Annotated in this window: 25 protein-coding genes and 1 tRNA gene; 19 read left to right on the forward strand and 7 right to left on the reverse strand. The window is 43.9% G+C overall.

The window, feature by feature from the left end; translation table 11 throughout:
• Positions 1 to 24 precede the first annotated feature (24 nt).
• The 3 genes from O3620_RS07950 to O3620_RS07960 all read left to right on the forward strand — a co-directional run bounded on the left by O3620_RS07950 (position 25) and on the right by O3620_RS07960 (position 3285).
• Positions 25 to 1080, forward strand: a complete 1056-nt coding sequence (locus O3620_RS07950) for a sugar transferase (protein WP_060976474.1) — start codon at positions 25 to 27, stop codon at positions 1078 to 1080.
• A 29-nt stretch (positions 1081 to 1109) separates the two neighbouring features.
• Entirely contained in the window at positions 1110 to 2126 is a 1017-nt protein-coding gene (galE, locus tag O3620_RS07955) for a UDP-glucose 4-epimerase GalE (RefSeq protein WP_002931909.1), read from the forward strand.
• Between the two features lie 184 nt (positions 2127 to 2310).
• Entirely contained in the window at positions 2311 to 3285 is a 975-nt protein-coding gene (locus O3620_RS07960) for an acyltransferase (RefSeq protein ID WP_101771876.1), read from the forward strand.
• Positions 3286 to 3359: 74 nt separating this feature from the next.
• Here the strand turns inward: O3620_RS07960 and O3620_RS07965 are convergent, their stop codons facing one another.
• Positions 3360 to 4235 carry an RluA family pseudouridine synthase gene (locus tag O3620_RS07965; RefSeq protein ID WP_371601625.1) on the reverse strand — a complete coding sequence of 292 codons (876 nt, stop codon included), beginning with the start codon at positions 4233 to 4235 and terminating at the stop codon, positions 3360 to 3362.
• 176 nt (positions 4236 to 4411) lie between these two features.
• On the opposite strand from O3620_RS07965, the gene pbp2a reads away from it, so the two are divergent.
• The 4 genes from pbp2a (at position 4412) to nusG (ending at position 7915) form a co-directional block, all read left to right on the forward strand.
• Entirely contained in the window at positions 4412 to 6640 is a 2229-nt protein-coding gene (gene pbp2a, locus O3620_RS07970) for a penicillin-binding protein PBP2A (protein ID WP_371601626.1), read from the forward strand.
• Between the two features lie 68 nt (positions 6641 to 6708).
• The gene (gene rpmG / locus O3620_RS07975; protein ID WP_002894024.1) at positions 6709 to 6861 is read left to right on the forward strand and encodes a 50S ribosomal protein L33; all 153 of its coding nucleotides are present in this window, start codon (positions 6709 to 6711) and stop codon (positions 6859 to 6861) included.
• Between the two features lie 9 nt (positions 6862 to 6870).
• Positions 6871 to 7050 (forward strand): preprotein translocase subunit SecE, encoded by a 180-nt coding sequence (gene secE / locus O3620_RS07980; RefSeq protein WP_002894022.1) that lies wholly within the window; start codon positions 6871 to 6873, stop codon positions 7048 to 7050.
• Positions 7051 to 7378: 328 nt separating this feature from the next.
• Complete coding sequence (nusG, locus tag O3620_RS07985; RefSeq protein WP_002894018.1) at positions 7379 to 7915, forward strand: transcription termination/antitermination protein NusG; 537 nt, start codon at positions 7379 to 7381, stop codon at positions 7913 to 7915.
• A gap of 231 nt (positions 7916 to 8146) precedes the next feature.
• Here nusG and O3620_RS07990 read toward each other — a convergent pair whose 3' ends face one another.
• On the reverse strand, positions 8147 to 8839 hold the full coding sequence (locus O3620_RS07990; RefSeq protein ID WP_002916678.1) for a hypothetical protein: 693 nt from the start codon (positions 8837 to 8839) through the stop codon (positions 8147 to 8149).
• Between the two features lie 129 nt (positions 8840 to 8968).
• Positions 8969 to 9039 (reverse strand) — tRNA-Cys (locus O3620_RS07995).
• A gap of 307 nt (positions 9040 to 9346) precedes the next feature.
• Here O3620_RS07995 and rpsB point away from each other — a divergent pair.
• Together rpsB and tsf are read left to right on the forward strand one after the other, a co-directional pair.
• A complete protein-coding gene (gene rpsB, locus O3620_RS08000) occupies positions 9347 to 10129 on the forward strand; it encodes a 30S ribosomal protein S2 (protein ID WP_002894015.1) in 783 nt (260 codons plus the stop codon).
• A 72-nt stretch (positions 10130 to 10201) separates the two neighbouring features.
• Positions 10202 to 11245, forward strand: coding sequence for a translation elongation factor Ts (gene tsf / locus O3620_RS08005; RefSeq protein WP_002894014.1), 1044 nt, complete (start codon positions 10202 to 10204; stop codon positions 11243 to 11245).
• Between the two features lie 101 nt (positions 11246 to 11346).
• On the opposite strand, the gene O3620_RS08010 is transcribed toward tsf, so the two are convergent.
• Positions 11347 to 11796, reverse strand: a complete 450-nt coding sequence (locus O3620_RS08010; RefSeq protein ID WP_002916677.1) for a hypothetical protein — start codon at positions 11794 to 11796, stop codon at positions 11347 to 11349.
• A 185-nt stretch (positions 11797 to 11981) separates the two neighbouring features.
• Between O3620_RS08010 and O3620_RS08015 the strand changes: the two genes are divergently transcribed.
• The 9 genes from O3620_RS08015 to O3620_RS08055 all read left to right on the forward strand — a co-directional run bounded on the left by O3620_RS08015 (position 11982) and on the right by O3620_RS08055 (position 20462).
• Positions 11982 to 12446 (forward strand): CtsR family transcriptional regulator, encoded by a 465-nt coding sequence (locus O3620_RS08015; protein WP_125377908.1) that lies wholly within the window; start codon positions 11982 to 11984, stop codon positions 12444 to 12446.
• Positions 12447 to 14876, forward strand: a complete 2430-nt coding sequence (locus O3620_RS08020) for an ATP-dependent Clp protease ATP-binding subunit (protein WP_371601627.1) — start codon at positions 12447 to 12449, stop codon at positions 14874 to 14876. It begins immediately after the preceding gene.
• Between the two features lie 93 nt (positions 14877 to 14969).
• Positions 14970 to 15713, forward strand: coding sequence for a DUF4272 domain-containing protein (locus O3620_RS08025; RefSeq protein WP_371601628.1), 744 nt, complete (start codon positions 14970 to 14972; stop codon positions 15711 to 15713).
• A 41-nt stretch (positions 15714 to 15754) separates the two neighbouring features.
• On the forward strand, positions 15755 to 16240 hold the full coding sequence (locus O3620_RS08030; RefSeq protein ID WP_002902084.1) for a hypothetical protein: 486 nt from the start codon (positions 15755 to 15757) through the stop codon (positions 16238 to 16240).
• Positions 16224 to 16625, forward strand: coding sequence for a DUF4430 domain-containing protein (locus O3620_RS08035; protein WP_002902085.1), 402 nt, complete (start codon positions 16224 to 16226; stop codon positions 16623 to 16625). Before O3620_RS08030 ends, O3620_RS08035 begins: the two co-directional genes overlap by 17 nt.
• A gap of 185 nt (positions 16626 to 16810) precedes the next feature.
• A complete protein-coding gene (locus tag O3620_RS08040; protein ID WP_371601629.1) occupies positions 16811 to 17869 on the forward strand; it encodes an AAA family ATPase in 1059 nt (352 codons plus the stop codon).
• Positions 17870 to 17890: 21 nt separating this feature from the next.
• Positions 17891 to 18706, forward strand: coding sequence for a nicotinamide riboside transporter PnuC (gene pnuC, locus O3620_RS08045; RefSeq protein ID WP_371601630.1), 816 nt, complete (start codon positions 17891 to 17893; stop codon positions 18704 to 18706).
• Positions 18707 to 18762: 56 nt separating this feature from the next.
• Positions 18763 to 19545, forward strand: coding sequence for an NUDIX hydrolase (locus O3620_RS08050; protein WP_032909114.1), 783 nt, complete (start codon positions 18763 to 18765; stop codon positions 19543 to 19545).
• A 167-nt stretch (positions 19546 to 19712) separates the two neighbouring features.
• A complete protein-coding gene (locus tag O3620_RS08055) occupies positions 19713 to 20462 on the forward strand; it encodes a DUF6287 domain-containing protein (RefSeq protein WP_002917819.1) in 750 nt (249 codons plus the stop codon).
• Positions 20463 to 20502: 40 nt separating this feature from the next.
• Here O3620_RS08055 and dusB read toward each other — a convergent pair whose 3' ends face one another.
• Together dusB and hslO are read right to left on the reverse strand one after the other, a co-directional pair.
• Positions 20503 to 21480 carry a tRNA dihydrouridine synthase DusB gene (gene dusB, locus O3620_RS08060; protein WP_002917818.1) on the reverse strand — a complete coding sequence of 326 codons (978 nt, stop codon included), beginning with the start codon at positions 21478 to 21480 and terminating at the stop codon, positions 20503 to 20505.
• Entirely contained in the window at positions 21467 to 22339 is an 873-nt protein-coding gene (gene hslO / locus O3620_RS08065) for an Hsp33 family molecular chaperone HslO (RefSeq protein ID WP_002920385.1), read from the reverse strand. Before hslO ends, dusB begins: the two co-directional genes overlap by 14 nt.
• Before the next feature lie 118 nt (positions 22340 to 22457).
• On the opposite strand from hslO, the gene O3620_RS08070 reads away from it, so the two are divergent.
• Positions 22458 to 23276, forward strand: a complete 819-nt coding sequence (locus O3620_RS08070) for an ADP-ribosylglycohydrolase family protein (protein ID WP_002920384.1) — start codon at positions 22458 to 22460, stop codon at positions 23274 to 23276.
• A 76-nt stretch (positions 23277 to 23352) separates the two neighbouring features.
• Here the strand turns inward: O3620_RS08070 and O3620_RS08075 are convergent, their stop codons facing one another.
• Entirely contained in the window at positions 23353 to 24609 is a 1257-nt protein-coding gene (locus O3620_RS08075) for a toxic anion resistance protein (RefSeq protein ID WP_002920382.1), read from the reverse strand.
• Positions 24610 to 24631 lie beyond the last annotated feature (22 nt).

The following is a 24631-nucleotide window of genomic DNA, read 5'->3' on the forward strand; positions in this document are numbered from 1 at the left end:
AATAATGGGAGATAAAGAGGACAAATGGTCAAGTATTATCTAAAAGATTCATTTCTGCATAATGAGCATAAAAAAAATGCGGGAAATAAGGCGCGAGACGATGCGGAAGCAATCCTAATATCAGCAGGGTATAGGGGGCTAGCTCTTCGAGTAGAAAATTGGTACGAAATGAATTTTTTAAAGGCTCAGGAGCACAAATATCGTGCGATGAAAGCTGCTTTCGATCAGTTAGGTGATGGGGATGAATTACTAATTCAGTTTCCCATTATCCATCATACGTTTTTCATTTCTTCATTGATAAAGCGAGCACAAAAAAGGGGTGTAAAACTATATCTATTAATCCATGATGTGGAGACTTTGAGAAATTCGGCAGCATCTACAGTTAAGTTCCGTCATAAGTTAAGGAATTATTTTCAAGAAAAAAAGACCTTTCGACTTGTAAATGGTATAATAGTTCATAATGATACTATGAAGAAAGTTTTGTTCGAGCAAGGTGTACCGATGGAACAAATGGTTAGCTTAGAAATTTTTGATTATTTGACTCCAGATTTTGATAAGAAGACAAGGCCTCAAAAAGATTTTCCTATTATGGTTGCTGGTAATTTGACGCCTAGTAAAGCGGGATATTTATACGCTTTGCCGGATAAACCTTCGTTTAATCTTTATGGAGTTGGATTTGATGAAAGTCGTTCTTCGAAGAATACGAGTTACTTTGGATCTTTTATGCCAGATGAGCTCCTTTCAGCACTAGTTGGAAGTTTTGGGTTAGTTTGGGATGGCGATAGCGCAGAAACTTGCCAAGGCACATATGGGAATTACCTACGTTTTAATAATTCCCACAAAGCTTCTTTGTATTTGGCAGCAGGATTTCCTGTAGTGGTATGGAAAGAGTCGGCTCTAGCTCATTTTATGTTAAAACAGAAATGTGGTATTGCAGTTTCTTCTCTCTATGATCTAGAAACAGAACTAAGCAACTTAACAGAGGAAGAATACAACGAATTGGTAAGAAATGCTCGAAGGATTGGCAGCCAACTTCAGGAAGGGAAATATCTGCTAACTGCACTAGCAAAATTAAAATGAATTTTAGGGTTTACGAGGAGGGATGACTCATGAAAAGAATTTTAGTTACAGGAGGAGCGGGCTATATAGGAAGCCACACAGTGGTTGAGTTAATAGCAGCAGGCTATGAAGCCATTATTGTCGATAACTTTTCAAATAGCTCTGTAGAAGTATTGGATAGGTTGAAAACTATCACAGGAGTAGAGGTTCCGTTTTACAAGGGTTCTATTTCGGATAAAGATTTTATGAATCGGGTTTTTGAAGAGAATCAAATTGATGCAGTAATCCATTTTGCAGCATACAAAGCTGTAGGGGAATCAGTGCAAGAACCACTAAAATATTATAAGAATAATGTATGTGGGACCATCTCTTTGCTTGATGTTATGAAGTTGCACAAAGTGGAACATATTATCTTTAGTTCAAGTGCTACTGTCTATGGTATGAATAATATTTCACCATTGACAGAAGATTTATCTACTTCAGCGACCAATCCATATGGTTATACCAAGCTGATGATGGAGCAGATTTTGACGGATGTTGCTCTTGCAAATTCAGATTGGTCTGTAACCAATCTTCGTTACTTCAATCCAATTGGTGCTCACGAGTCTGGTATGATTGGTGAGGCCCCAAATGGAATTCCTAATAATCTCATGCCTTATATTACTCAGGTTGCGGTCGGTAAATTACAAGAGCTTAGCGTTTTCGGAAATGATTATGATACGCACGACGGTACAGGAGTGCGGGATTATATCCATGTAGTCGACTTAGCCAAGGGTCATGTTTTGGCTTTGAAACATAATTTAGAAAACAAAGGAGTTGCTGTCTTCAATCTTGGTACAGGGATTGGTTATAGTGTACTGGATATGGTTAAAGCCTTTGAAAATGTCAATGGAGTGAAAGTTCCTTATGCTATCAAGGAGAGACGGCCTGGAGATGTGGCGACTTGCTATGCCGATGCAAGTAAAGCGAATGACATTTTGGGCTGGAAAGCTGAGAAAACTCTCCAAGATATGATGCGAGATTCTTGGAGATGGCAAAGCTCAAATCCTAATGGCTATGAAAGCTAACATAGAATATCAGTCAGGTGAATAAAACTCTTTTGTAATAGTGCAGAAGAGTTTTTCTATATAAGAGCTGTCTTCTCCTACAGATGCAAAACTTTTTAAAGAATGTCATCAATTGATATGTTTTTTAATGGGCGTGTAATCTGGTCTTGATGAGCTGTAATAATAAACATGCTATAATGTCTGCATGAAGACTGAAAACACAACTTTGCACGCTTTCAAGGCCCTAGCTTGCTTTAGTATTGTTTCCTTACACTTTCTGCTGCCGGGGCAATTTGGCGTTTTTTATCAAATTGTGGCCCGCTTTGCAGTTCCCTTTTTCATGATGCTGTCGGGCTATTTTTCCTTTAATATTTCCAGGGATAAGGTCAAGTATCGTCTCAAGCAGATGCTTCTTTTGACAGCTGCCAGTCTCCTATTTTACACGATTGTGCATTTTGTCAACCTAGTGCTGACCAGAGAACTAACAGAAAAGATGGCATCTATAGACCTGTCTGATTTTGCAGACTTTTTCCTCTTTAACAGTCCCAGAGACTTGATTGGCTCAGCTGCTACACCGACTTGGTATTTGCTGGCTATCTCCTATATCTATACGCTTTATCTGGTTTTTTATAAGCATTTCCACCGTTTAACTAGCTTTGGTGTGTCCCTGTTCTTGTTGGTTCTGGCTTTTTGTATTGAGTTCAATATTAGTGGCACTCTGTACTATCGCAACTTCTTGTTTATGGGTCTTCCCTTTTTCATTTTAGGCATGCAGTTTGCCAAGCATCGGGATCAGATTTTAGCCTACGATTTGTCTTCTGTTAGGAAATGGGCGATTGGCTTGGGAATAGCGGGTTTGATTTTGCTTGAGTACTGTTTCATGGGTACGGAGTACGACCTATATCCTAGTACTCTTTTCTCATCCAGTGCAATTTTCCTCTATGCGGTCAGAAATGGGGCCAACATTGATATTCCGATTTTGAATAATATTGCCAAAAAGTACGCCACCATGATTTATATCATTCATCCCTTCATTATCTTCATTTTCAGGTCGATAATGCCTCGGAATACCATTTATAGTTTTGGCTTTTTTATCATTTTCTTATTGTCTTACTTGCTGAGCATAGCTTTTCAGAAAACCATCAGACCCAGACTTATCAGTGCACTTCCGGCTCAGTGATGTAAGCTGTCATAGCTTATCCTCGCTTTGACTCCAAACTAAAAGCAACAGAGAATACTGTTGCTTTTCTTGGTCTATCTTGGGTTCAGACTGCTCAATACTTTTTCAAAACTGTCAGAGCGAGCTTCGACGGTTATTTTTTCTAGCGTAAAAGGGTGGGTGAAGGTCAGCCGATGGGCATGGAGCATAAGCCGCCCTTTGGGCTGCGGATGATAAAGGGGGTCACCGATAAGTGGGTGTCCGTGGTGAGCTAGATGAACACGGATCTGATGGGTGCGTCCAGTCTTGAGTTGGCATTTGACCAAGGCAGCCTGCCCAAATTGCTTGACCCTAGTCACATGGGTCTCTGCATAGAGTCCTTTTCGGGGGTCAACCAGCCGTTTCCTGCGGTCATGGCGGTCGCGGCCAATCTTGTCTTTATAGATAAGCTTTTTGCTTGGGAACTTGCCTTGGACCAGAGCCCAATATTCGCGGCTGATTTCTCGCTTTTCCAGCAGCCGATTGAGGATGGGCAGGACAAAGGGATTCTTGGCAAAGAGGACAGCACCACTGGTTTCTTTATCTAGCCGGTGAACGACATAGCAGGTCTCGCCAACATAGGCAGAAACATGATTAAGAAGGGCTAGCTCTGTTGGTTCATTAGCGTGGGTTTTCATACCCTCGGGTTTATTGACGATAATGAGGTGCTGGTCCTGATAGAGCTCCTCTACGAGTTCGCCATTTCCAAACAAGATTGTCTTTTGAGGATAATCCTCTTCATCAAATATCAGGCAGACATCATCTCCGGGGTTGACTACAGTCTGCCAGTTGATAGCTAGACCGTTGACGGACACGTGCTTTTTGGTCCGCAGAAAGTGCCGAATTTTTCGTGGAATGAGAAATTGTTCTTCCAGCAGCTCTTTGACTGTCATAGCGGGCAGTCCATCTGGGATAGTCAGTGTAAATTTCATACATTTATTGTAGCAGAAAGCCATAATTTTGGAAATAGGCAGTGTCGGATAAGGCTTGCTGCAGAGGGCTTTAAAAGGCTATTTAATATACTCTTTTTCTTAAAAATAACTAAAAATCAGACGGGAAATAGGGTACTTTCTTGTCTGCACCTAAATAAGGTGATAAAATAAGGTTTATGAAGAATTTAAAAGATTTGTTTGAAAAATTAGTAGATTATTTTACCATACAGAAACCTCAAAAAGAAGCAGCAGAGGAGGTAGAGTTGACAGAAGAGCAGGCTAAGTCTGGACTCAGCCGTTCGGGCAAGGCCAAAAAGAAACCTCTCTCTCAGCACCCTATCCGCCGTTTTTGGCGCAGGTTTCATCTGACCAAGATATTTCTGATTCTCGGCTTGACCTTTGGTCTGGTGGTCGGTGGCTATCTCTTTTATGTGGCTAAGACGACCAATGTCAAGGATTTGCAGAATGCCCTCAAAGCTACCACGCTCATCTTTGACAAGGATGGCAATGAAGCGGGAAGCCTGTCTGGTCAGAAAGGAACTTATGTCGAGCTGACTGAGATTAGTCAAGACCTGCAAAATGCTGTCATCGCGACAGAGGACCGGACTTTCTATGAGAATGGCGGGATTAACTACAGTCGTTTTATTCTGGCTATCCTGACAGCCGGTCGCTCGGGTGGGGGGTCTACCATTACCCAGCAGCTGGCCAAGAATGCCTATCTGTCTCAAGACCAGACCATCGAACGGAAGGCCAAGGAATTTTTCCTGGCTCTGGAAATTAATAAGAAATACAGCAAGCAGGAAATCCTGACCATGTACCTCAATAATTCCTATTTTGGAAATGGGGTCTGGGGTGTGGAGGATGCCTCTAAGAAATATTTCGGAGTTTCGGCTAGTCAGCTTAGTCTGGACCAGTCGGCTGTTCTGGCTGGTATGCTCAAGGGGCCAGAGATTTACAATCCGCTATATTCAGTCGAAAATGCGACCAATCGCCGTAATACGGTGCTGCAAAATATGGTTGCTGCAGGCTTTATTGATCAGGGGACAGCCGATCAGGCAGCCGCTGTAGGAATCGGTGGCCAGCTGGTTGATGCGTATGCCGGTAAGTCAGAAGACTATCGCTATCCGTCCTATTTCGATGCGGTCATCAATGAAGCGGTCAATGACTACGGCTTGACAGAAGAAGAGATTGTTAATAATGGCTATCGCATTTACACTGAATTGGATCAGAACTACCAAGCCAGCATGCAGGTTATTTACAGCAATGTCTCTCTCTTTCCTGTAGCAGAAGATGGCACTATGGCTGAGTCGGGCAGTGTTGCCTTGGATCCAAAAACCGGCGGTGTGCGAGCACTAGTCGGGCGAGTCAATAGTGCAGAAGGCTCGACTTTCAGAAGCTTTAACTATGCAACCCAGTCCTCCCGCAGCCCTGGCTCTACTATCAAGCCCTTGGTTGCATACAGCCCGGCCGTCGCTGCTGGTTGGCCGACAGATAAGGAGCTGGATAATACTAGAACCACCTTTGGCGACTATACCATTAACAACTACGGCAATATCCAAAGCTCCCCCAAAGTTCCAATGTATCAAGCCTTGGCAGAATCTCTGAACATTCCAGCTGTTTCAACTGTAGACGAGCTAGGCATCAACAAGGCCTTTGAGTACGGGAAAAAGTTTGGTCTGAATATGGACAAGGTTGATAAGACTTTGGGAGTAGCACTAGGAAGCGGAGTTACAACCAATCCAATGCAGATGGCGCAGGCCTATTCAGTCTTTGCCAACGGCGGTGTGATGAATGATGCCCATCTCATTACAAAAATTGAAAATGCCAGCGGTCAGGTCGTCAAGACCCATCGCCAAACCTCTACTCGGGTCCTCAATAGCTCAACGACTGACAAGATGAACAGCATGATGCTGGGGACTTTCTCGAACGGTACAGGTATCTATGCGGCTCCGTATGGCTATACTATGGCTGGTAAGACCGGTACGACTGAAACGGACTTTAACCCAGATCTATCTGGTGATCAATGGGTTATTGGTTATACGCCGGATGTGGTTATCAGCCAGTGGCTAGGCTTTCCAAAAACTGATGAAACCCACTATCTAACTGGGACCAGTGCGAATGAAGCCTCGGCGGTTTTCCGAAATGTTGCCAATAGTATCCTGCCATATACAGAAGGAACTTCCTTTGAAGGGCAGAAGAATGCCTATGCTGCCAACGGCATTGCCCCTGTGGACACCTATGGTACGGAGGAAACGGGTACTACAACTGAAAACAAAGACTTCCTGCAGGACGTTCAGGACCGAGCTCAAAATCTGGTGGATGAAGCCAAGAAAGCCATTGATGACACTGGTATTCCTGAGAAAGCTAAGAATCTCTGGGATACTGTTACCAGCTGGTTTCAATAGGATTTAAAAGAGCTGAACGACTTGTCAAAAGCATAGAATCCTGCTATAATAAGAAAGATGGAGGCGTTATGGCATTAAAAAAAGCGAGTCTAGCGTGTACAGTCTGTGGTTCTAGGAACTACTCGGTTAAGCTCAGTAGCACTCCAAAACCAACGCGTTTAGAAGTTAATAAATTTTGTAAGCATTGCAGTAAATACACCCTGCATAAAGAAACTAGATAGGAGATTGTTGTGAAATTCTTTAAAGATGTTTTTAAACTATTGAAAGATACAACTTGGCCTACCCGAAAAGAAAGATGGACAGATTTTATTTCTGTCATGGAATACACTGCATTCTTTGTAGTAATCATCTATATCTTTGACAAAGTAGTGGCAAGCGGTCTTTTCCAGATTCTGAATATTTTCTCTTAATGATTTAAGTAGAAATAAAAAAGTCTACAACAGGCATATTATTCAAAGTCCCACCTATTGTGAGTAGGTGGGACTTTTGACGTATGCACTTATTTATGCGCTGACAATTTCAGTCAGCTTCAAAAAATCAAATCTATCTATAATTCATAGTTTGAAATAAAAATTTCTCATACTAGACAATACAGATTCAAGAATTTTTGGGCAGCAAGACTTTGATTTGTATGGGAAATAGTTAATAAATTCCTTTGCATTTGAGGAAATTATGGTATAATAGGGCTAGAAAGAAGCAGAAGCCCGCAGGCTTTTTTATTTAGGAAAGGATGAACTCATGGACAGTTTTGACAAAGGCTGGTTTGTACTGCAGACCTATTCAGGTTATGAAAACAAGGTAAAAGAAAATCTTTTGCAGCGCGCTCAGACTTATAATATGCTGGAAAATATCTTGCGCGTGGAAATCCCCACTCAGACCGTGCAAGTAGAGAAAAATGGTAAGACCAAGGAAATCGAAGAAAATCGCTTCCCTGGTTATGTCTTGGTGGAAATGGTAATGACAGACGAAGCTTGGTTTGTCGTGCGGAATACTCCGAATGTAACAGGATTTGTCGGGTCACACGGAAACCGCTCTAAACCAACGCCGCTCTTGGAAGAAGAGATTCGTAACATTCTCATCTCCATGGGCCAAACAGTGCAGGAGTTTGACTTGGACGTTAAGGTTGGGGATACTGTTCGTATCATCGATGGTGCCTTCACTGACTATACAGGTAAGATTACGGAGATTGATAATAACAAGGTCAAGATGATTATTTCCATGTTTGGTAATGACACCGTGGCCGAAGTTAATCTTAGCCAAATTGCAGAGCTTTAATTGACGAAGTCGCTATCCTCGTCAAAAATAAAATCCAAGACTTAAAAAGGTCTTGGATTTTTGTGTTTTTGGAGCCAATTGTAAGATTACTTATCCTTAATGACGGAGTCAATAATATCTTTGGTTTGTTTCATTTGATAGGTAGACATTACCCCAACGATTTGATTATTCTGAGTAGAGAAATTAATAGAGTTCTATAAAATCTAAAGTTTAAAATAGCAAATTTACATTTTACGGTTCAACAATCTGATAGACTTTATCTTGATCGAACATGACGCTGTAATCTTTGCCATCTTGACCTTTCCATCCAAAAACAGTTGAGTGGCCAAAGACTGCGATTGTTTCTGGGCGTCCATGTTTAGCAACGACCTCCTGCGCGGACATCCCAGGTTGCACATCCTTGAGATTGTTGATTTTCTTAGGATTAGGTAGGCTGGCTGTCTTGGTAGTTACTGCTCCCTGGTCACTAAAACTTATCAAGATGCTGTAATCAGTTCCTCGCCAAAAGCCGCCACTTCCCATATCTGAGTCAGCGGGTCCCATTTTGCTGACAACCTCATCTTTGGTGCTGGGAGTAGGACCAGCAGATCCTATAAGGGACTCAACTTTTATGGTTTTAAATTCAGCCCATTTTGGAATTTCAGGGATATCCCCAAGAGCTTCCAGAGCCTCTCCCTGATCAATTAGGCTGATTTGAGCATTAGGGTCCTTGCGAGTATTAGAGCTAGAAGAAGTAGAGTAGTCTTCATCATCTTCACTAGAAGAGGAACTTTTTTTGCTAGATTCCTTTGTTGAGGTTGAACTTTTCGAAGCTTTGAGGGAGCTAGGCGTCTTTTTTCTTTGCTGTGTCTGCTTGGCAGGCATGCAGGCTGAGAGAGCTAGCAGAGAGAGAAGGCTGAGGGCATAGAAGCTGACTTTTTTCATAATCAATCTTTTTTCCTTTCGCTGATGATGAATGATGTTTTTATAATATTATATCAGCAAAATTTGCTAGAAACAATAGGAAATGCAATAAAAAAGCCCTTTGAGGGACTTCTAGAAATATATTTACGAAGGCGGTAGACGGATTTGAACCGACGATCAAGCTTTTGCAGAGCCGTGCCTTACCACTTGGCTATACCGCCGCGACTCTTATTATTCTATCGTAAATACTTGCTTTCGTCAAGAGTCTTTCATAGTCAAAGCAGAAAATATTAGATGTTCCTATTCTGAACAATTTGGAGAATAAATGTTCTGCTGAGAAGTGGGAATAGTGGCTAGCGGAAGAAAATCTGGTAAATGCCTTGTCAAAGAGCTGCGCTTTTGTTATAATAGAGGTTGCCGTGTAAATGGCAAAATACTCATTTTAGATGAATTGTGGGACTGTTGCCCTCGGGTGGTTCTGCGAGCTGAAATCTAAAAGAGGAAAAAAACAAAAAGGAGAATTTACTCATGGCAGTAATTTCAATGAAACAACTTCTTGAGGCTGGTGTTCACTTTGGTCACCAAACTCGTCGCTGGAACCCTAAGATGGCTAAGTACATCTTCACTGAGCGTAATGGCATCCACGTAATCGACTTGCAGCAAACTGTAAAGTATGCTGACCAAGCTTACGATTTTATGCGTGATGCTGCTGCTAACGATGCAGTTATCCTCTTCGTTGGTACTAAAAAGCAAGCTGCTGACGCTGTCAAAGAAGAAGCAGAACGTTCAGGTCAATACTTCATCAACCACCGTTGGTTGGGTGGAACTCTTACAAACTGGTCTACTATCCAAAAACGTGTAGCTCGTTTGAAAGAAATCAAACGCATGGAAGAAGACGGAACTTTCGAAGTTCTTCCTAAGAAAGAAGTCGCTCTTCTCAACAAACAACGTGCTCGTCTTGAAAAATTCTTGGGCGGTATCGAAGATATGCCTCGCATCCCAGATGTGATGTACGTAGTTGACCCTCATAAAGAGCAAATCGCTGTTAAGGAAGCTAAGAAATTAGGTATCCCAGTGGTTGCCATGGTTGATACTAACACTGATCCTGATGATATCGATGTTATCATCCCAGCTAACGACGATGCAATCCGTGCGGTTAAATTGATCACTGCGAAAATGGCTGATGCTGTTATCGAAGGCCGTCAAGGTGAAGATAGCGTTGAATCAGTAGAAGCAGAATTGGCTGCAACTGAAACTCAAGCAGATTCTATCGAAGAAATCGTTGAAGTTGTTGAAGGTTCAAACGAATAATCAGTAAACTAACCTAAAGGGGCAGGGCTCAGCCCAGCTCCTTTATTTACATTAAAAAATAGGAGAAGAAAAATGGCAGAAATTACAGCTAAGCTTGTCAAAGAATTGCGTGAAAAATCTGGTGCTGGTGTCATGGACGCTAAAAAAGCACTTGTTGAAACTGATGGTGACATCGAAAAAGCGATTGAATTGCTTCGCGAAAAAGGGATGGCAAAAGCAGCTAAGAAAGCTGACCGTGTTGCTGCTGAAGGTCTGACAGGTGTTTACGTAAACGGTAATGTTGCCGCTGTTGTTGAAGTGAATGCTGAAACTGACTTCGTTGCGAAAAATGCTCAATTCGTTGATTTGGTAAATGCAACTGCGAAAGTAATCGCTGAAGGCAAACCAGCTAACAACGAAGAAGCGCTTGCTTTGACAATGCCTTCAGGTGAAACTCTTGAAGCTGCATACGTATCTGCAACTGCAACTATCGGAGAAAAAATCTCTTTCCGTCGCTTTGCATTGATTGAAAAGACAGATGCTCAACACTTCGGTGCTTACCAACACAATGGTGGCCGTATCGGTGTTATCTCCGTTATCGAAGGTGGAGACGATGCTCTTGCTAAGCAAATCTCTATGCACATCGCTGCGATGAAACCAACTGTTCTTTCATACAAAGAATTGGATGAGCAATTTGTCAAAGATGAATTGGCACAATTGAACCATGTCATCGATCAAGACAACGAAAGCCGTGCAATGGTTGGTAAACCAGCTCTTCCACACTTGAAATACGGTTCTAAAGCTCAATTGACTGATGCAGTTGTTGCTCAAGCTGAAGAAGACATCAAGGCTGAGTTGGCTGCAGAAGGCAAACCAGAAAAGATCTGGGACAAGATCATCCCAGGTAAAATGGACCGCTTCATGCTTGACAACACTAAAGTTGACCAAGCATACACACTTCTTGCACAAGTATACATCATGGATGACAGCAAGACAGTTGAAGCTTACCTTGAATCAGTAAATGCTTCAGTAGTTGAGTTCGCTCGCTTTGAAGTTGGTGAAGGTATCGAGAAAGCTGCTAACGACTTTGAAAACGAAGTAGCTGCAACAATGGCTGCTGCTCTTGGTCAAAACTAATCGTTTTTAGCTTAGAAATAGAACGATAAAAAGGTCTGAGATTTTTTCTCAGACCTTTTTTATAGGTTTTTTAAACATCCAGTTCAGAATGGTGAGTAGCATCATTTAGCTGCTTTTTCTCTTTCTTCCTTATGAGCAATCAAGCCGTTGGTAAAAATCAACACTGCCAAGAGGAAGAGAAGCACTGTCGTTTGGGGGTAAGTCAAGCTAAACTGGTAGACTTTGGTAATAAACAAAAGGGGCAGAGTAACCACCATCATAATCAGAAAGCTATACCATTTGACTCGGTTGCTGACCAGCTCCTGTTCGAAGAGTAAGGGAGCATAAAGACAAGCGATGAGAGCTCCGATAGGAATATCAACGTAATCAGCAGAAAAGATGGTGAAAATACTCAGAGCTGCAAAGAGCCATTTGAGTACATGACGAGAATAGTTGAGCCAATCCATTTTCATTGGATTATCCTCCTTGTTTAGATGATAGTTGGCAGGCAGGAGTTTCTGTCTGTCTTTTCCTTGTGGATTTCCACCTATATTATAACGCTTTAAAAGCAAAAAGCAAGCGGTTACACAAGTCTATCGAAGCTTTTTCACTAGTTTGAATTGTCAGACCTTTCAGTCATCCCTTTTTCTTTCAAAATAAAGACTTTTCCGGTATAATATTAGTCAAAGATAGTCAATGTTAGAGAAGCAAGGAAAAAAGAAATTTATTCTGAAATTCTCAACTGGAAAGGAAAGTCATGGGTGCAAAAAACACATCGGACAGTATTGAAGCATATATCAAGTCGATTCTGGCTCAGGCAGGGATGGTTGAACTGAAACGCAGTGAACTGGCTGATGTTTTTCAGGTGGTTCCCAGTCAGATTAACTATGTGATTAAGACGCGTTTTACGGAAAGTCGGGGCTATATCGTTGAGAGCAAGCGTGGTGGCGGAGGCTATATTCGGATTGGAAAGATAGAATTTTCCGACCGGCATCAGATGCTTTGCGGCCTGTACGACAGTGTGGGAGAGCGTGTCAGCCAGCAGGTTTTCACAGATGTTATTCAGCTTCTTTTTGACGAGAAGATTATGACTGAACGTGAGGGCAATCTAATCTTGTCAACAGCATCGGACTTGATTTTAGGTGATGGAGCTGCGGTGATTCGTGCCCGGATATTAAAAAAGATTTTACAACAACTAGACAGAAAAGGAATGGAATCATAAATGAAATACTCAAAAGCCTTAATAGAAAGCTTGGAAGCAGCCCAGCTCTTGGCCGGCCATTTTACGACAGATTATCTGGAATCATGGCATCTGCTGATTGCTCTGGCTAATAATCCCTACAGCGTTGCTGGCTCAGTCCTCAATGAGTTTCCTGTGGAAGTTGATGGATTTGAAGAAGCGGCTTTTCAGATTACTGGTCAGGCTTATCAGAAAGACGGTCACTTCGAGCTGCTGCCTTTTTCTTATCGCTTAGAGGAGCTGTTTGAGGAAGCGGGGCAGATTGCAGAAGCTGTTCGGGCTAAGCATGTAGGTACTGAGCATGTGCTGCTGGCCATGCTATTTGACCGGGGGACCTTGGCCTCTCGTATTCTGGAATTTACCGGCTTTAGCTACGAGGACAAAGAGCAGGGGCCGAAAATCAGTGATTTGCGAAAGGTCTTGGAGCAGCGAGCTGGCTGGGGCAAGGAAGATATCAAGGCTATTCGCAGTCTGAATAAGGGAGTAATGGCCGCTAAGCAGACCATGGCCAATATGATGGGTATGCCAGCTTCTACTAGCGGTGGTCTGGAAGACTACACCCGTGATCTGACGGAGCTGGCTAGAGATGGCCGATTGGAGCCCGTCATTGGCCGCGATCAAGAAATTTCACGGATAGTTCAGATTCTCAGTCGTAAGACTAAAAACAATCCAGTGCTGGTTGGAGATGCTGGGGTTGGTAAGACAGCTCTGGCTTTAGGACTGGCTCAGCGTGTAGCGGCTGGTCAGGTTCCGGCTGAACTTGCTAAGATGCGGGTTTTGGAGCTGGACTTGATGAATGTAGTCGCTGGCACTCGCTTTCGCGGAGACTTCGAGGAGCGGATGAACAACATCATCAATGACATTGAAGAAGATGGTCAAGTCATTCTCTTCATCGATGAGCTGCATACTATCATGGGATCTGGCAGCGGTATTGACTCGACTTTGGATGCAGCCAATATCCTGAAACCGGCTCTGGCTCGTGGAACCTTGCGAACTGTTGGTGCCACGACGCAGGAAGAGTATCAGAAACATATTGAAAAAGATGCGGCCCTTTCCCGGCGTTTTGCTAAGGTCAGCATAGAAGAGCCTAATGTGGCTGACAGCATTGCTATTTTACAAGGCTTGAGAAAGAGCTATGAGGACCATCACAAGGTACAGATTAGTGATCAAGCGATTGAGACGGCGGTGAAATATGCCCATCGCTATCTGACTAGCAAGCATCTGCCGGACTCTGCCATTGATCTTTTGGACGAGGCCAGTGCAACAGTGCAGAATAGAGGACCACAGAATTACGAGCAGTCGGATTTGACGCCAGTGGATCAAGCCTTGATGGCAGCGGACTTTAAAAAGGTGTCGAAGTTGCTTGAGCAAGAGCAGCAACCGAAGCTTTATAAACTAAAAGTGGAAGAAGACGATGTCTTGGCTACTCTGAGTGGCTTGTCTGGTATTCCAGTGCAGAAGCTGACTCAGACAGATGCAAAGAAATACCTCAACTTGGAAACAGAACTGCATAAACGCGTGATTGGGCAGGACGAGGCGATTTCAGCTATCAGCCGAGCTATCCGACGGAACCAGTCTGGTATCCGCAGCAGCAAGCGGCCGATTGGCTCCTTTATGTTCCTAGGTCCGACAGGAGTCGGGAAGACAGAGCTAGCCAAGGCCTTGGCCGAAAGTCTCTTTGATGACGAGTCTGCTCTCATCCGCTTTGATATGAGTGAGTACATGGAGAAATTCGCGGCTAGCCGTCTCAACGGAGCGCCCCCAGGCTATGTAGGCTATGAAGAAGGAGGGGAGCTGACGGAAAAGGTGCGCAACAGACCTTATTCTGTCCTGCTCTTTGACGAGGTGGAAAAGGCGCACCCAGATATTTTCAATGTTCTCCTGCAGGTCTTGGATGATGGCCAGTTGACTGACAGCAAGGGCCGCAAGGTGGACTTCTCCAACACGATTATTATCATGACCAGCAATCTGGGGGCGACCAGTTTGCGGGATGATAAGACGGTGGGCTTTGGTGCGCGGGACATTCGCTTGGACCATGCCAATATGGAAAAACGGATGCTGGAAGAACTCAATAAAGCATATAGACCAGAGTTTATCAACCGTATTGACGAGAAGGTAGTCTTCCACAGCTTATCTGCTGAAGATATGCAGGAAGTGGTCAAGGTTATGGTCAAACCGCTCATTGCAAGTCTCGCTGAGAAGGGAATTGAGCTGAAATTTCAGGCTAGTGCCCTTAAGCTGCTGGCTCAGGAAGGATACGATGTGGAAATGGGAGCACGGCCATTGCGTCGCACTCTACAGACTCAGGTAGAGGACAAGCTGTCTGAGCTCCTCTTGACAGGAGATTTGACTGCTGGTCAGACTCTTAAGGTCGGGGTCAAGGCTGGCCAACTCAAGTTCGAAGTGGCCTAGAAATCGCAGTCTTTCAACGGAAAGTTGTTTGATCGTGGTTAAACCTTGATAGCAATCATACCTATAGATACCGAACAGTTATTTCATCATTCAATGAAACTGGGAATTGAAGGATTGGAGGCTGATATGTCGCTTTTTAAAGACTTGTTTGCTGGCAAGAAAGCCAGAGTGAAAACACCAGAAGAGCGCAAGGCGGCTAGTATCCAGCGCTTGAAAAAGGAGGGGATTCCTTACATTGAGCATTTGCCAGTCATCGAAAGTGCTGAGCAAGTAAGGCCGCGCTCGCTAGAAGAAATTGCGCGTCGAGCTATTAGCAGCCTCTTGATTATTCAGGCGGCCTTGGATATCGAAAATAATAATTATAATGAGGAGAGCCGCCATTGGCTGCAGGATAAACTGCAGCAATACGGGGTGCAGGAAGAGTTGACGCCCAAAGAAAGGGCAGTCTTGGAAGATCGTGCCGACTCGGCAGCTATTATTAATATGGTTTGGAAATACGAGGCCTATTGGTCCTTGATTTGGTACTTGGGTCTAGTAGATACTTTACCGTTTCCAGATAAGATTTGTGATTGTGATATTGCTATTGACGCAGTCGCTAGTGCGGTTGACTTTCAGGAATTTCTGGGGAAATGCCAACCGCGCAGCTTAGAAGAATTACTGGATGAGGATGATTTGATTTATCGTTATCACTGGGCTTGTGTGGATGCTCGGATTCATAACCAGCCAGCACCGGCAGGCCTTGATGAAAGTGTTGTTCTGGAGAGGCGGTCTGGTCTTGACTGGCTGCTGGGGCTGAATACGGCCCAGGACTGGGATGCTGTTGAGGTGCATACCTAATCCAACTTGTCTTGATTCACTCAATTAGAAAGGAGGTACCTTTGTCTGCTCGCAAAATGGCTAAAATTGCCATCCTATCGGCTCTATGTGTGGCCTTTCGCTATGCATTTTCCTTTCTGCCCAATGTGCAGCCTATCTCAGCTATCTTTTTCCTGATAGTCATTTTTGAGGATTTGCCGACTTCACTCCTAGTGATGGCTGTGACGATGTTTACATCAGCCTTTCTTTTGGGAATGAGTCCAATCGTCTTCTTTCAGTTGCTGTCCTTTGGACTGATTCTTTGCCTTTGGCGGCTGCTCTATCCTCGGTTAAATCTAGTGGGACAGGGAATAGTAGCAGCTCTCCTATCCTTTGGCTATGGCATTGCCATTGATACGCTGACAGCCTTGCTGTACAACTATCACTGGTGGTCTTATGCGATTATCAATGCTTTGACCTTCAATATAGCGCACGGACTGTCGACTTTGTTTTTTTACCCACTCTTGTACCCTATTTTAAGGAGGCTCTATAATGAAAAAAATCTTTAGTTTGCTCACACTTGCTTTTGCCCTTCTCCTTGTAGGTTGCGGCAGCAGCCAGACAAATACTGACAAGAGCTCTAGCTCCGCTGATTCTTCTGTTAAAAAGGAACTGAAAATCAGCATCAGTATTGCACCAGATGGTCAGGAGAAGAGCGAGAAAACGGTGGCTGTTGAAGAAGGAAAGACAGCTATGGATGCTTTGAAGAAGGCCTATAAGGTCGAAGAAAAAGATGGTTTTATTACTTCTATTGACGGCCATGCTCAGGATGAAGCAAAGGGCCTCTACTGGATGTTTAAGGTCAACGGAGAAATGGCTCCTAAGGCAGCCAATCAAATCACTGTCAAGGATGGAGACAAGCTGGAATTCTACCAAGAAGTCTATCAGCAATAAATCTTTTATAAAAAGAATCTGATGCTTAAGACATTAGGTTCTTTTTTTGCGCTTAATACAGTTTTAAAGTGTCTGAAAAATATTTTTATAAAATTTTATAAAAAACTATTGACAAAAGAAAAATATAGTTTATAATAAAATCATAGAAAGAATAAAATATAAAAAATAATAAAAAGGCTAAACGTATGAAAGAAAAAATTGCAATCGTCTTTGGAACATTTGCTCCCTTGCATCAGGGGCATATAGATTTGATTCAGAAGGCTAAGCGTTCTTACGACAAGGTGCGCGTGGTGGTTTCAGGTTATGAGGGAGACCGTGGGCAGGAAGTGGGTCTATCTCTGCAGAAACGATTCCGCTATACGCGGGAGACTTTCGCAGATGATGAATTGACCCAGGTTTACAAACTGGATGAAACTTCTTTTCCACGCTATCCTCTGGGTTGGGACAAGTGGCTGTCAGCTCTATTAGAGTTGGTGAGCTATGATGCAGAACGAGAGGAACTGATTTTCTTTGTTGGTGAGGCTGACTATCAGGAAGAGTTAGAAAAGCGCGACTTCAAAACTTCCTTGCAGGAGCGACAGTTTGGGATTTCAGCTACGATGATTCGGGAAAATCCTAGTCGTTATTGGAAATATATCGCCCAACCTTTCCGCCGTCACTTTACTAAGAAAGTGCTGATTATGGGTAGCGCCAGCAATGGTAAAACGACCTTGGCCAAGGATTTGACTCGCTTTTATGATGCTCCGGTTAGTCTGGAATATGCTCGAGAATACCAGATTCAAAATAATGTGCGAGACGATGAGCTGACCCCTAAAGACTACTATTATCTGCTCTTAGGACAATATGCTCAGACTTCTCGCTTGATTGACAGCAGCTCCAACCGTGGTCTGGTCGTGGCTGATACAAATTCACTGGTAACCAAGGCTTACTATGATTACTATCTGAAAGAAAGTCCGGTTCAGGACGAAGAAACAGATACTTTTGATAATCTCTTTGCCAGTATTTTGTCCAAGGAAAAATGGGATTTGATTCTCTTTGCTGAGCCGGTCGGCACCTATGTTAACGATGGTTTTCGTGATATGAGCATGGCGGACGAGGCTATCCGCAGTGATTTTTCAAGCCATCTAAAAAGGCTGAAAGAGCAGTGTTTGGCTCATATTCCGACGGTCTATCTAGCTGGTAGTTATTTGGATAATTATCAGGCGGCCAAAGAAGCGATCGATATGATTTATCAAGCGGATTAAAAAAGAAAGTGGTAAAATAGAATGGTAGTAAAAAATCAAAAACTCTCTCCTGCACCTATCTACGCAGGACTGAAACAAAAATTTCAAACCTTTGCTCGGAATTTCCGCAATGTCTGTGCAGCAGCTAAAAAGCAGGGGATAAAAGGAATCGCGAAATTGCTCTGGCAGGATTTATTTGGCGGGCGTAGCTTGACTCAATGGCTCTACTTGATTGCTTTGTCTAGTCTGCCTTTCATTTTGGAGTTCACCAGTGGTCAGGAGCAGCATGACTGGCTGGGACTCTTTGCTTCTTGGACAGGCATCGTTTGCGTTATTCTAGTAGCCGAGGGGCGGGCCAGCAATTATCTCTTCGGAGCGGTTAATTCGGCAATTTACCTTATATTGTCCTTCAATGCTAGTTTTTATGGAGAAGTGTTGACTACAGTCTACTTCTTTATCATGCAGCCGATTGGCCTTTATACTTGGCTGTCCAACCGGGTCAATGAACAAGATAAGGAAGAGCCATCTCATTTTGAAGCTAAGAAGTTAGACTGGCGTGGCTGGCTTAAATATTTAGCCTTGACTGCCTTGATTTGGATTGGTATGGGCTTTGCCTATAAGAGCATTCACAGTCACCGGCCTTTCCGTGATAGTGTGACAGATGCGACCAATGGTATCGGTCAGCTTCTCATGACTGGTCTCTACCGCGAGCAGTGGATTTTCTGGATTGCGACCAATCTCTTCAGTATCTATCTCTGGTGGGGTAGCAATCTCCATATCCAGGCCATGTACTGGGTCTATACCCTCAATAGTATCGTCGGATGGTATCAGTGGACCAAGGCGGTGAAGAAAGCTTAGACCAAGGCTTGAGACTTTTGATAGAAAAAGATAGCTTAGGAAAGGACGAAAAATTCATGACCAAACAGGATATCCCAGCTGGAATGTCGGAAAAAGAGTACTATGAGACCATGGCGGATGAGTCCGCCTTTTTGGCATGGTACAAGACACAGGATTTACCCAAGTATGAGACACCTAGCGTAACAGCGGATATGGTGGCCTACTGCTTCGTGGAAGAGCAGATAAAACTCTTGGTCATCAAGCGTAAGGCTCATCCTTATCAGAATAAATATGCCTTAGTCGGAGGTTTTGTGGACAAACATGAGGATGCCTATCAAGCCTGCATTCGGGAAGTAAAGGAAGAGGTGGGGCTGGAGATACCGCTGGAAAAGGTGGAGCAACTGATGACAGTTTCCACTCCAGGACGTGATCCACGCGGATGGGTCATCACTATTGCTCATCTGGTCTATCTGCCGGCCATAGCAGTAGAGCAAGTACAAGCTGGGGACGATGCCAAGGAAGTCACCTTTCTTGATGTTGACTTTAAGACTAGTAGTTTTAAAGATGGTGAACGGCTCCTGACAGCAGAGGACTTTGCCTTTGACCACTACCAAATCCTGCTGGAATCTATCAAGCGAATCCAGGGACGACTGGACTGGAATCCAACTTTTCTTCATCTGCTGGAATCGCCGTTTACTGTCTATGAAGGGACTGAACTGGTCAATCTCATCTCGCCTAGACGACCTATCGTCAGCAATAATTTTCTAGTTAAATTTGGAGAATACTTAGAGGAGGCTGGTGTCAAGCGAGTACCGAAGAAGAAACCGAGAAAAGTTTATCGGCTGAAGGTAGAAAAATAAAATAAAAAGAAGGTTGATCATATATTTCTCTTGCAGGACAAATTTGTCCTGTTTTTTCATTTTTAATTACGAATAGATAAGTAGGAGCGAGTTTCTCATGACAAAAGAAGCAGATTGAGAAACGAAACTTTACTTGAGTAAAAAATTTTTCGAAAAATCTTGCATAAATGATTGACATAGTAAATTCACAGTGTTACAATAATATTACAAAAAGATTTCTAAATATTACAAGGAGACAAAAGATGAAAACACGTACTTATACAAAAATGATGGCAGCTGCAGTTCTGGCTTCTAGTTTGCTTTTAGGGGCATGTGGTAAGAAAGAAGAAAGTGCAACAAGTACTGGTTCTAGCAAGACTGTTCAGACTTCCTCAAGCTCAAAAGCTGCGTCATCCAGCAAGGCCAGCGCTTCTCCTAAGGCTAGCAATAGGGCTTCTTCAGAAGGAGCAGTTAGCCAGGCTGGACAAGCCGAAATTCCTGCTGGTCAGCAACAGTCTACTGTCGAAGCGCCTCAAGCCCAACAAACGCAGTCGCAGCAAGCTTCAGGTAGACAAAATACTCAGACTCAAGCAACTCAACCAGCCCAAGCGCCAGAAAGCAATCGCCAGCTTCAAAATAAGCAGGCAGCTAGCAATGCTCGCTATAAAGGTGTCTTGACAATGGTGGATGGGGATTTCTCAGCGGCTGCTGGTACTTGGAAGGATGCCAATGGAAATACTGTGACTGTATCAGGTAACGGCCAATTCACAGTCCAGTCTGCAAATGGAAAGACAGATAATTATTCCATTGCTTCCTACTCTTATACACTGGATGATGGCAAATACAATGCGCAGTTAAGCGGGCAAGGCAATGCCAATCTGCAGATTACAACAGGAGCAGATGGTTCAGTAACAAGCGTTGTGGTGACTCAGCCCTAAACAGAACAAAAAAGGAAGTCCAATTGGCTTCCTTTTGGTTTTATTTTTGAATTTGTAAGAGTTCTTCGATTTCAGCTAGACTTTCAGCTTGCGAAATAGCACCGCGGAGCTTGGCTGCTCCGGCAGTACCGCGCAGATAGTGCGGAGCTAGGCCCCGGAATTCGCGGATAGCCACATATTCTCCTTTGAGATTTACTAAGCGGGAGAGGTGATCGTGGGCGACTTTCATCTTGTTCTCAAAGCTGAGATCTGGTAGGACTTCGCCGGTTTCAAAGTAGTGGTTGATTTGGTTAAAGAGATAAGGATTTCCCATAGCAGCTCGGCCTATCATGATGGCATCGGCGCCGACTTCCTCGATACGCTGTTTTGCGTCTTGTACATTCCGGATATCTCCGTTAGCGATGAAAGGAATCTTGGTCAGAGCTTGGGCTACATCGTGCAAGGTCTCAAGGTCAGCATGACCAGTATACATTTGCTCACGGGTGCGGCCGTGCATAGCCAGGGCGGAGACTCCGGCGGCTTCGGCTGCTAGAGCGTTTTCTACAGCCAGTGAGCTGTCGGACCAACCCGTCCGCATCTTGACTGTCAGGGGAATATCCAGAACGGACTGGACCTTGTTGATGATTTTATAGATTTTCTCAGGGTCCTTGAGCCATTTAGCTCCAGCTTCGTTTTTAACGATTTTATTGACTGGGCAGCCCATATTGATATCGACGATATCCGTCTTGGTGTTTTCTTGGATAAATTCTGCTGCGCGGGCTAAACTGTCCTCGTCGCTACCGAAAAGCTGGATAGAAACGGGATTTTCTCCCTCATCAATATGGAGCATGTGGAGGGTTTTTTCGTTGTTATACTGGATGCCCTTGTCAGAGACCATTTCCATCACGACCAGGCCTGCTCCCAGCTCTTTGGCAATGGTTCGGAAAGCAGAGTTGGTTACGCCAGCCATAGGCGCCAGAACTGTGCGGTTGGGAATTTCAACATTCCCAATCATAAAAGGGGTATTAAGATTTGTCACGAATCAGTTCCTCCAGGTCATTTTGGTCAAAGTGATAGGCTGTCTGGCAGAATTGGCAGACGATTTCAGCTCCTTGGTCTTGGTCACGCATCTCTTCTAAGTCAGTCTTTGGCAGGGTAGCCAAAGCATTCATGAAGCGCTCTTTGTTACAGTCGCATTGGAAGCGGATTTCCTCTTCAGACAGGCGTTTGTATGGCTCATCACCATAGATGGCAGCCAGCAGAGCTTCAATATGGTCATCTGATTCCAGCAGTTTTGAGATAGCGGGCATTTCTTGGATTCGCTTCTCAAAGCGGGCGATTTCAGCTTCTTTGGCACCAGGCAGAACTTGTACCAAGAAACCGCCAGCAACCTTGACTCTATCATTCTCATCCAAGAGAACATTGAGACCAACTGCGGAAGGTGTTTGCTGGCTTTCGGTCAGGTAGAAGGCTAGGTCTTCGCCGATTTCTCCAGAAATGAGAGGAGTCATGGAGTTGTAAGGATTGCCAGTACCATAGTCCGTGATGACGAGGAATTCGCCTTGGCCAACAAAAGGACCAACTAGAACCTCACCGGTGGCAGTCTTTTTGATATCTACTCCGGGATTTTGCACATAGCCTTTGACATTACCCTCGGTATCTGCCACTGTGATAATCGCGCCTAATGAGCTGGTCCCGAGGACCTTGACGGTAATCTTGGTCTGGCCTTTTTCATTTGCAGCCAAAATCTGACTGGCAATCAGTGTGCGGCCAAGTGCAACGGTAGAACTTGCTTGAGTTTGATGTTTTTCTTGAGCGGTCCGAACCGTCTCTGTGCTATCCAGCACATAAGCACGGAAAAAACCATTTTCTGAGATAGTTTTGATAATTTTGTCCATACCTTTTATTTTAACACAAAATAGAAAAACAAGCGCACGACTGCGCTTGTTTTTTGGGGTCAGGAAGAATTTTAAGAGCAAAAATAGTATAATAAAATAAAAAGCATAGGAGACTAGTATGAACCAATCTTTGAAAGCGGCAGTCTATGGTCTGGCAGTAGCTGATGCATTAGGAGTTCCCTACGAATTTCTAGCCCGAAGCAGTTTTAAAGCGGTTGAGATGGTGGGTTATGGCAGCCATCAGCAGCCAGCTGGAACTTGGTCAGATGATACTAGCCTTGTTTTGGCGACCTGTGATTCTATTAGGGAAAAAGGTGAGATTGACCCTGTCGATATGCAGCAACGGTTTAAACATTGGCTCTTTGAGGGAGCTTATACACCAGGTGGTTTGACATTTGATGTAGGAAATGCGACTCGCGAAGCCCTGACAAGAGGACACGGTCTATCTGATGAATATTCCAACGGAAATGGGTCTTTGATGCGGATTCTGCCCCTAGCCTTTACGGAAGCCAGTCCATCTGATATTGAAGCTATTTCCAGTATTACACATGCCCATTCGACTTCCATAGAGGCCTGCCAGCTTTATGTGGATATTGCTCGTAGACTCTTAAAAGGTCAGCAACTATCGGAAATACTATCAGACTTAGAGACTAGCAAGACCTATGCTCGTTTGCAAACTTTAGCAGAGCTGACCGAAGATGACATTCGCTCTACTGGCTATGTGGTGGATACCTTGGAAGCAGCACTGTGGTGTCTGCTGACTAGCACTTCTTATCCGGAAACTGTCTTGAAAGCTGTTAATTTGGGCGATGACACTGATACAGTAGCAGCAGTTGCTGGCGGCCTGGCTGGTATTATCTACGGTTTGGAAGGGATTCCTGACAACTGGTTATCCCAGCTGCGCAATAAAGAACTACTGGAAAGCTGCTTGTTTTAAAGGGATAATCGGAAGACAGGACTGTATTGATCATTTAAAAAGTAAAACAGTAAAAGAGCCATCTAGGCTCTTTTACTTATTCTGTAGTTAATTCTTTCTGGGCTTCCTTACCTTGGTCCAACAGGGCTTGGATAATCTTTTGATCACGCAGTTTGACAGAGTTGTTGATGGTCTCTGCAGACTGGATAACAGTAGCTTCTAGCAGAGCGCGTTTTTCCCGTCCTTTATCAATGGCTTCGATAATGCCTTGGTTTTGTGCGACGAGGCTTTCTGCCAGCTTAGTGACAGACTCAACAGCGATAGTAGGGCTTTGGGAAATCCGTTCCAGCTGAGGAATGACTTCCTTGCTCGTTTCGGCGAGCATTTGCAGGGCAGCGTTATTGGCATTCGAGATGGCGTCAGCCACCTGACCAGACTTCATGGATTGCTGGAGAATGCCTAACTGAGCGATAGACAGTTTCATCGTTGGAATGGTATTGCGACGGAGCATTCCAAGTTTTTGGCGCATATCAGAGGAAACCTTGACCAGATTGCGCATCTGAGGCGTTGTCGCCCAAGCCACATAGAGACGGCTGACATATTCAGTGTGTTGCTGCTCTAGGGTATTGACCACCTCTGTCATACGAGCTAATTCTTGCGATTTGACTTGGTAGTCAACGGTTGTCATATCTAACTGAGCAACCTCAGCCTGCAGTTTGAGCGCTCGATTGCCAGCTTCTTGCTGAGCAGCTTCGATAAAGGAAATAACTCCGACGAGATTTTCAATCGACTTGGTATTGTCCTCAATCAGCATTTCAGCAGAAACAATATTGCGAGCCAGAACATCTTCTTGTTTGACGACTGTTGCAGCCATGCCGTCCATTTTCTGCTCAATATTTTGTGAGTCGAAATAGAATTCTTGAAGAGTGTTTTTGCTCTGTTTGAAGAGTTTTTCCAGAAAATTAGGCTTTTTGTCCAGTTCTGCTACTTGAGCATCCTTGTATTTTGCAACAAAGCCATTGAGTTCTTTGTTAGTGTTTTTTAAAAGCTCATCTACCTGGGGAATTTGTAATTTTTTCTGCTCGGCTAAGATACGATTGACAGTACCGTTGACCTCTTCTACAGCAGATTGGCCAAAGTCGAGCAGGGCATTTTGGTCCGACACGAAATTATCCACCAGCTGCGGAGCTTTAGCCGTAATCGCACTCTGTTGCTCAGGAGTCAGTTTTTCCAGAAAAGTTAGCTGGCCATTTCCTTGAGTCGTAGTGGCTTCGATGATTTCCGTTGTTTTGTCACTTTTACTGATAGCATTGTTGGCGATTTTATCAATGTCAAAATTAAATTCTTGGCTCATAGTTTCTCCTTTGGTTTATCTA

It is taken from the genome of Streptococcus sp. 27098_8_134 (genome assembly GCF_041431675.1).
GTDB classification, from domain to species: domain Bacteria; phylum Bacillota; class Bacilli; order Lactobacillales; family Streptococcaceae; genus Streptococcus; species Streptococcus sanguinis_R.

Coding starts and splice junctions, on each gene's coding strand:
- tsf (WP_002894014.1), top strand. CDS start 10,202: ATGGCAGAAATTACAGCTAAGCTTGTCAAAGAATTGCGTGAAAAATCT.
- O3620_RS08070 (WP_002920384.1), top strand. CDS start 22,458: ATGAACCAATCTTTGAAAGCGGCAGTCTATGGTCTGGCAGTAGCTGAT.
- O3620_RS07990 (WP_002916678.1), bottom strand. CDS start 8,839: ATGAAAAAAGTCAGCTTCTATGCCCTCAGCCTTCTCTCTCTGCTAGCT.
- O3620_RS08050 (WP_032909114.1), top strand. CDS start 18,763: ATGACCAAACAGGATATCCCAGCTGGAATGTCGGAAAAAGAGTACTAT.
- O3620_RS08015 (WP_125377908.1), top strand. CDS start 11,982: ATGGGTGCAAAAAACACATCGGACAGTATTGAAGCATATATCAAGTCG.
- O3620_RS07950 (WP_060976474.1), top strand. CDS start 25: ATGGTCAAGTATTATCTAAAAGATTCATTTCTGCATAATGAGCATAAA.
- pnuC (WP_371601630.1), top strand. CDS start 17,891: ATGGTAGTAAAAAATCAAAAACTCTCTCCTGCACCTATCTACGCAGGA.
- O3620_RS08075 (WP_002920382.1), bottom strand. CDS start 24,609: ATGAGCCAAGAATTTAATTTTGACATTGATAAAATCGCCAACAATGCT.
- hslO (WP_002920385.1), bottom strand. CDS start 22,339: ATGGACAAAATTATCAAAACTATCTCAGAAAATGGTTTTTTCCGTGCT.
- O3620_RS08020 (WP_371601627.1), top strand. CDS start 12,447: ATGAAATACTCAAAAGCCTTAATAGAAAGCTTGGAAGCAGCCCAGCTC.
- nusG (WP_002894018.1), top strand. CDS start 7,379: ATGGACAGTTTTGACAAAGGCTGGTTTGTACTGCAGACCTATTCAGGT.
- rpmG (WP_002894024.1), top strand. CDS start 6,709: ATGGCATTAAAAAAAGCGAGTCTAGCGTGTACAGTCTGTGGTTCTAGG.
- galE (WP_002931909.1), top strand. CDS start 1,110: ATGAAAAGAATTTTAGTTACAGGAGGAGCGGGCTATATAGGAAGCCAC.
- O3620_RS07960 (WP_101771876.1), top strand. CDS start 2,311: ATGAAGACTGAAAACACAACTTTGCACGCTTTCAAGGCCCTAGCTTGC.
- O3620_RS08040 (WP_371601629.1), top strand. CDS start 16,811: ATGAAAGAAAAAATTGCAATCGTCTTTGGAACATTTGCTCCCTTGCAT.
- rpsB (WP_002894015.1), top strand. CDS start 9,347: ATGGCAGTAATTTCAATGAAACAACTTCTTGAGGCTGGTGTTCACTTT.
- O3620_RS07965 (WP_371601625.1), bottom strand. CDS start 4,235: ATGAAATTTACACTGACTATCCCAGATGGACTGCCCGCTATGACAGTC.
- pbp2a (WP_371601626.1), top strand. CDS start 4,412: ATGAAGAATTTAAAAGATTTGTTTGAAAAATTAGTAGATTATTTTACC.
- O3620_RS08025 (WP_371601628.1), top strand. CDS start 14,970: ATGAAACTGGGAATTGAAGGATTGGAGGCTGATATGTCGCTTTTTAAA.
- O3620_RS08055 (WP_002917819.1), top strand. CDS start 19,713: ATGATTGACATAGTAAATTCACAGTGTTACAATAATATTACAAAAAGA.
- O3620_RS08035 (WP_002902085.1), top strand. CDS start 16,224: ATGAAAAAAATCTTTAGTTTGCTCACACTTGCTTTTGCCCTTCTCCTT.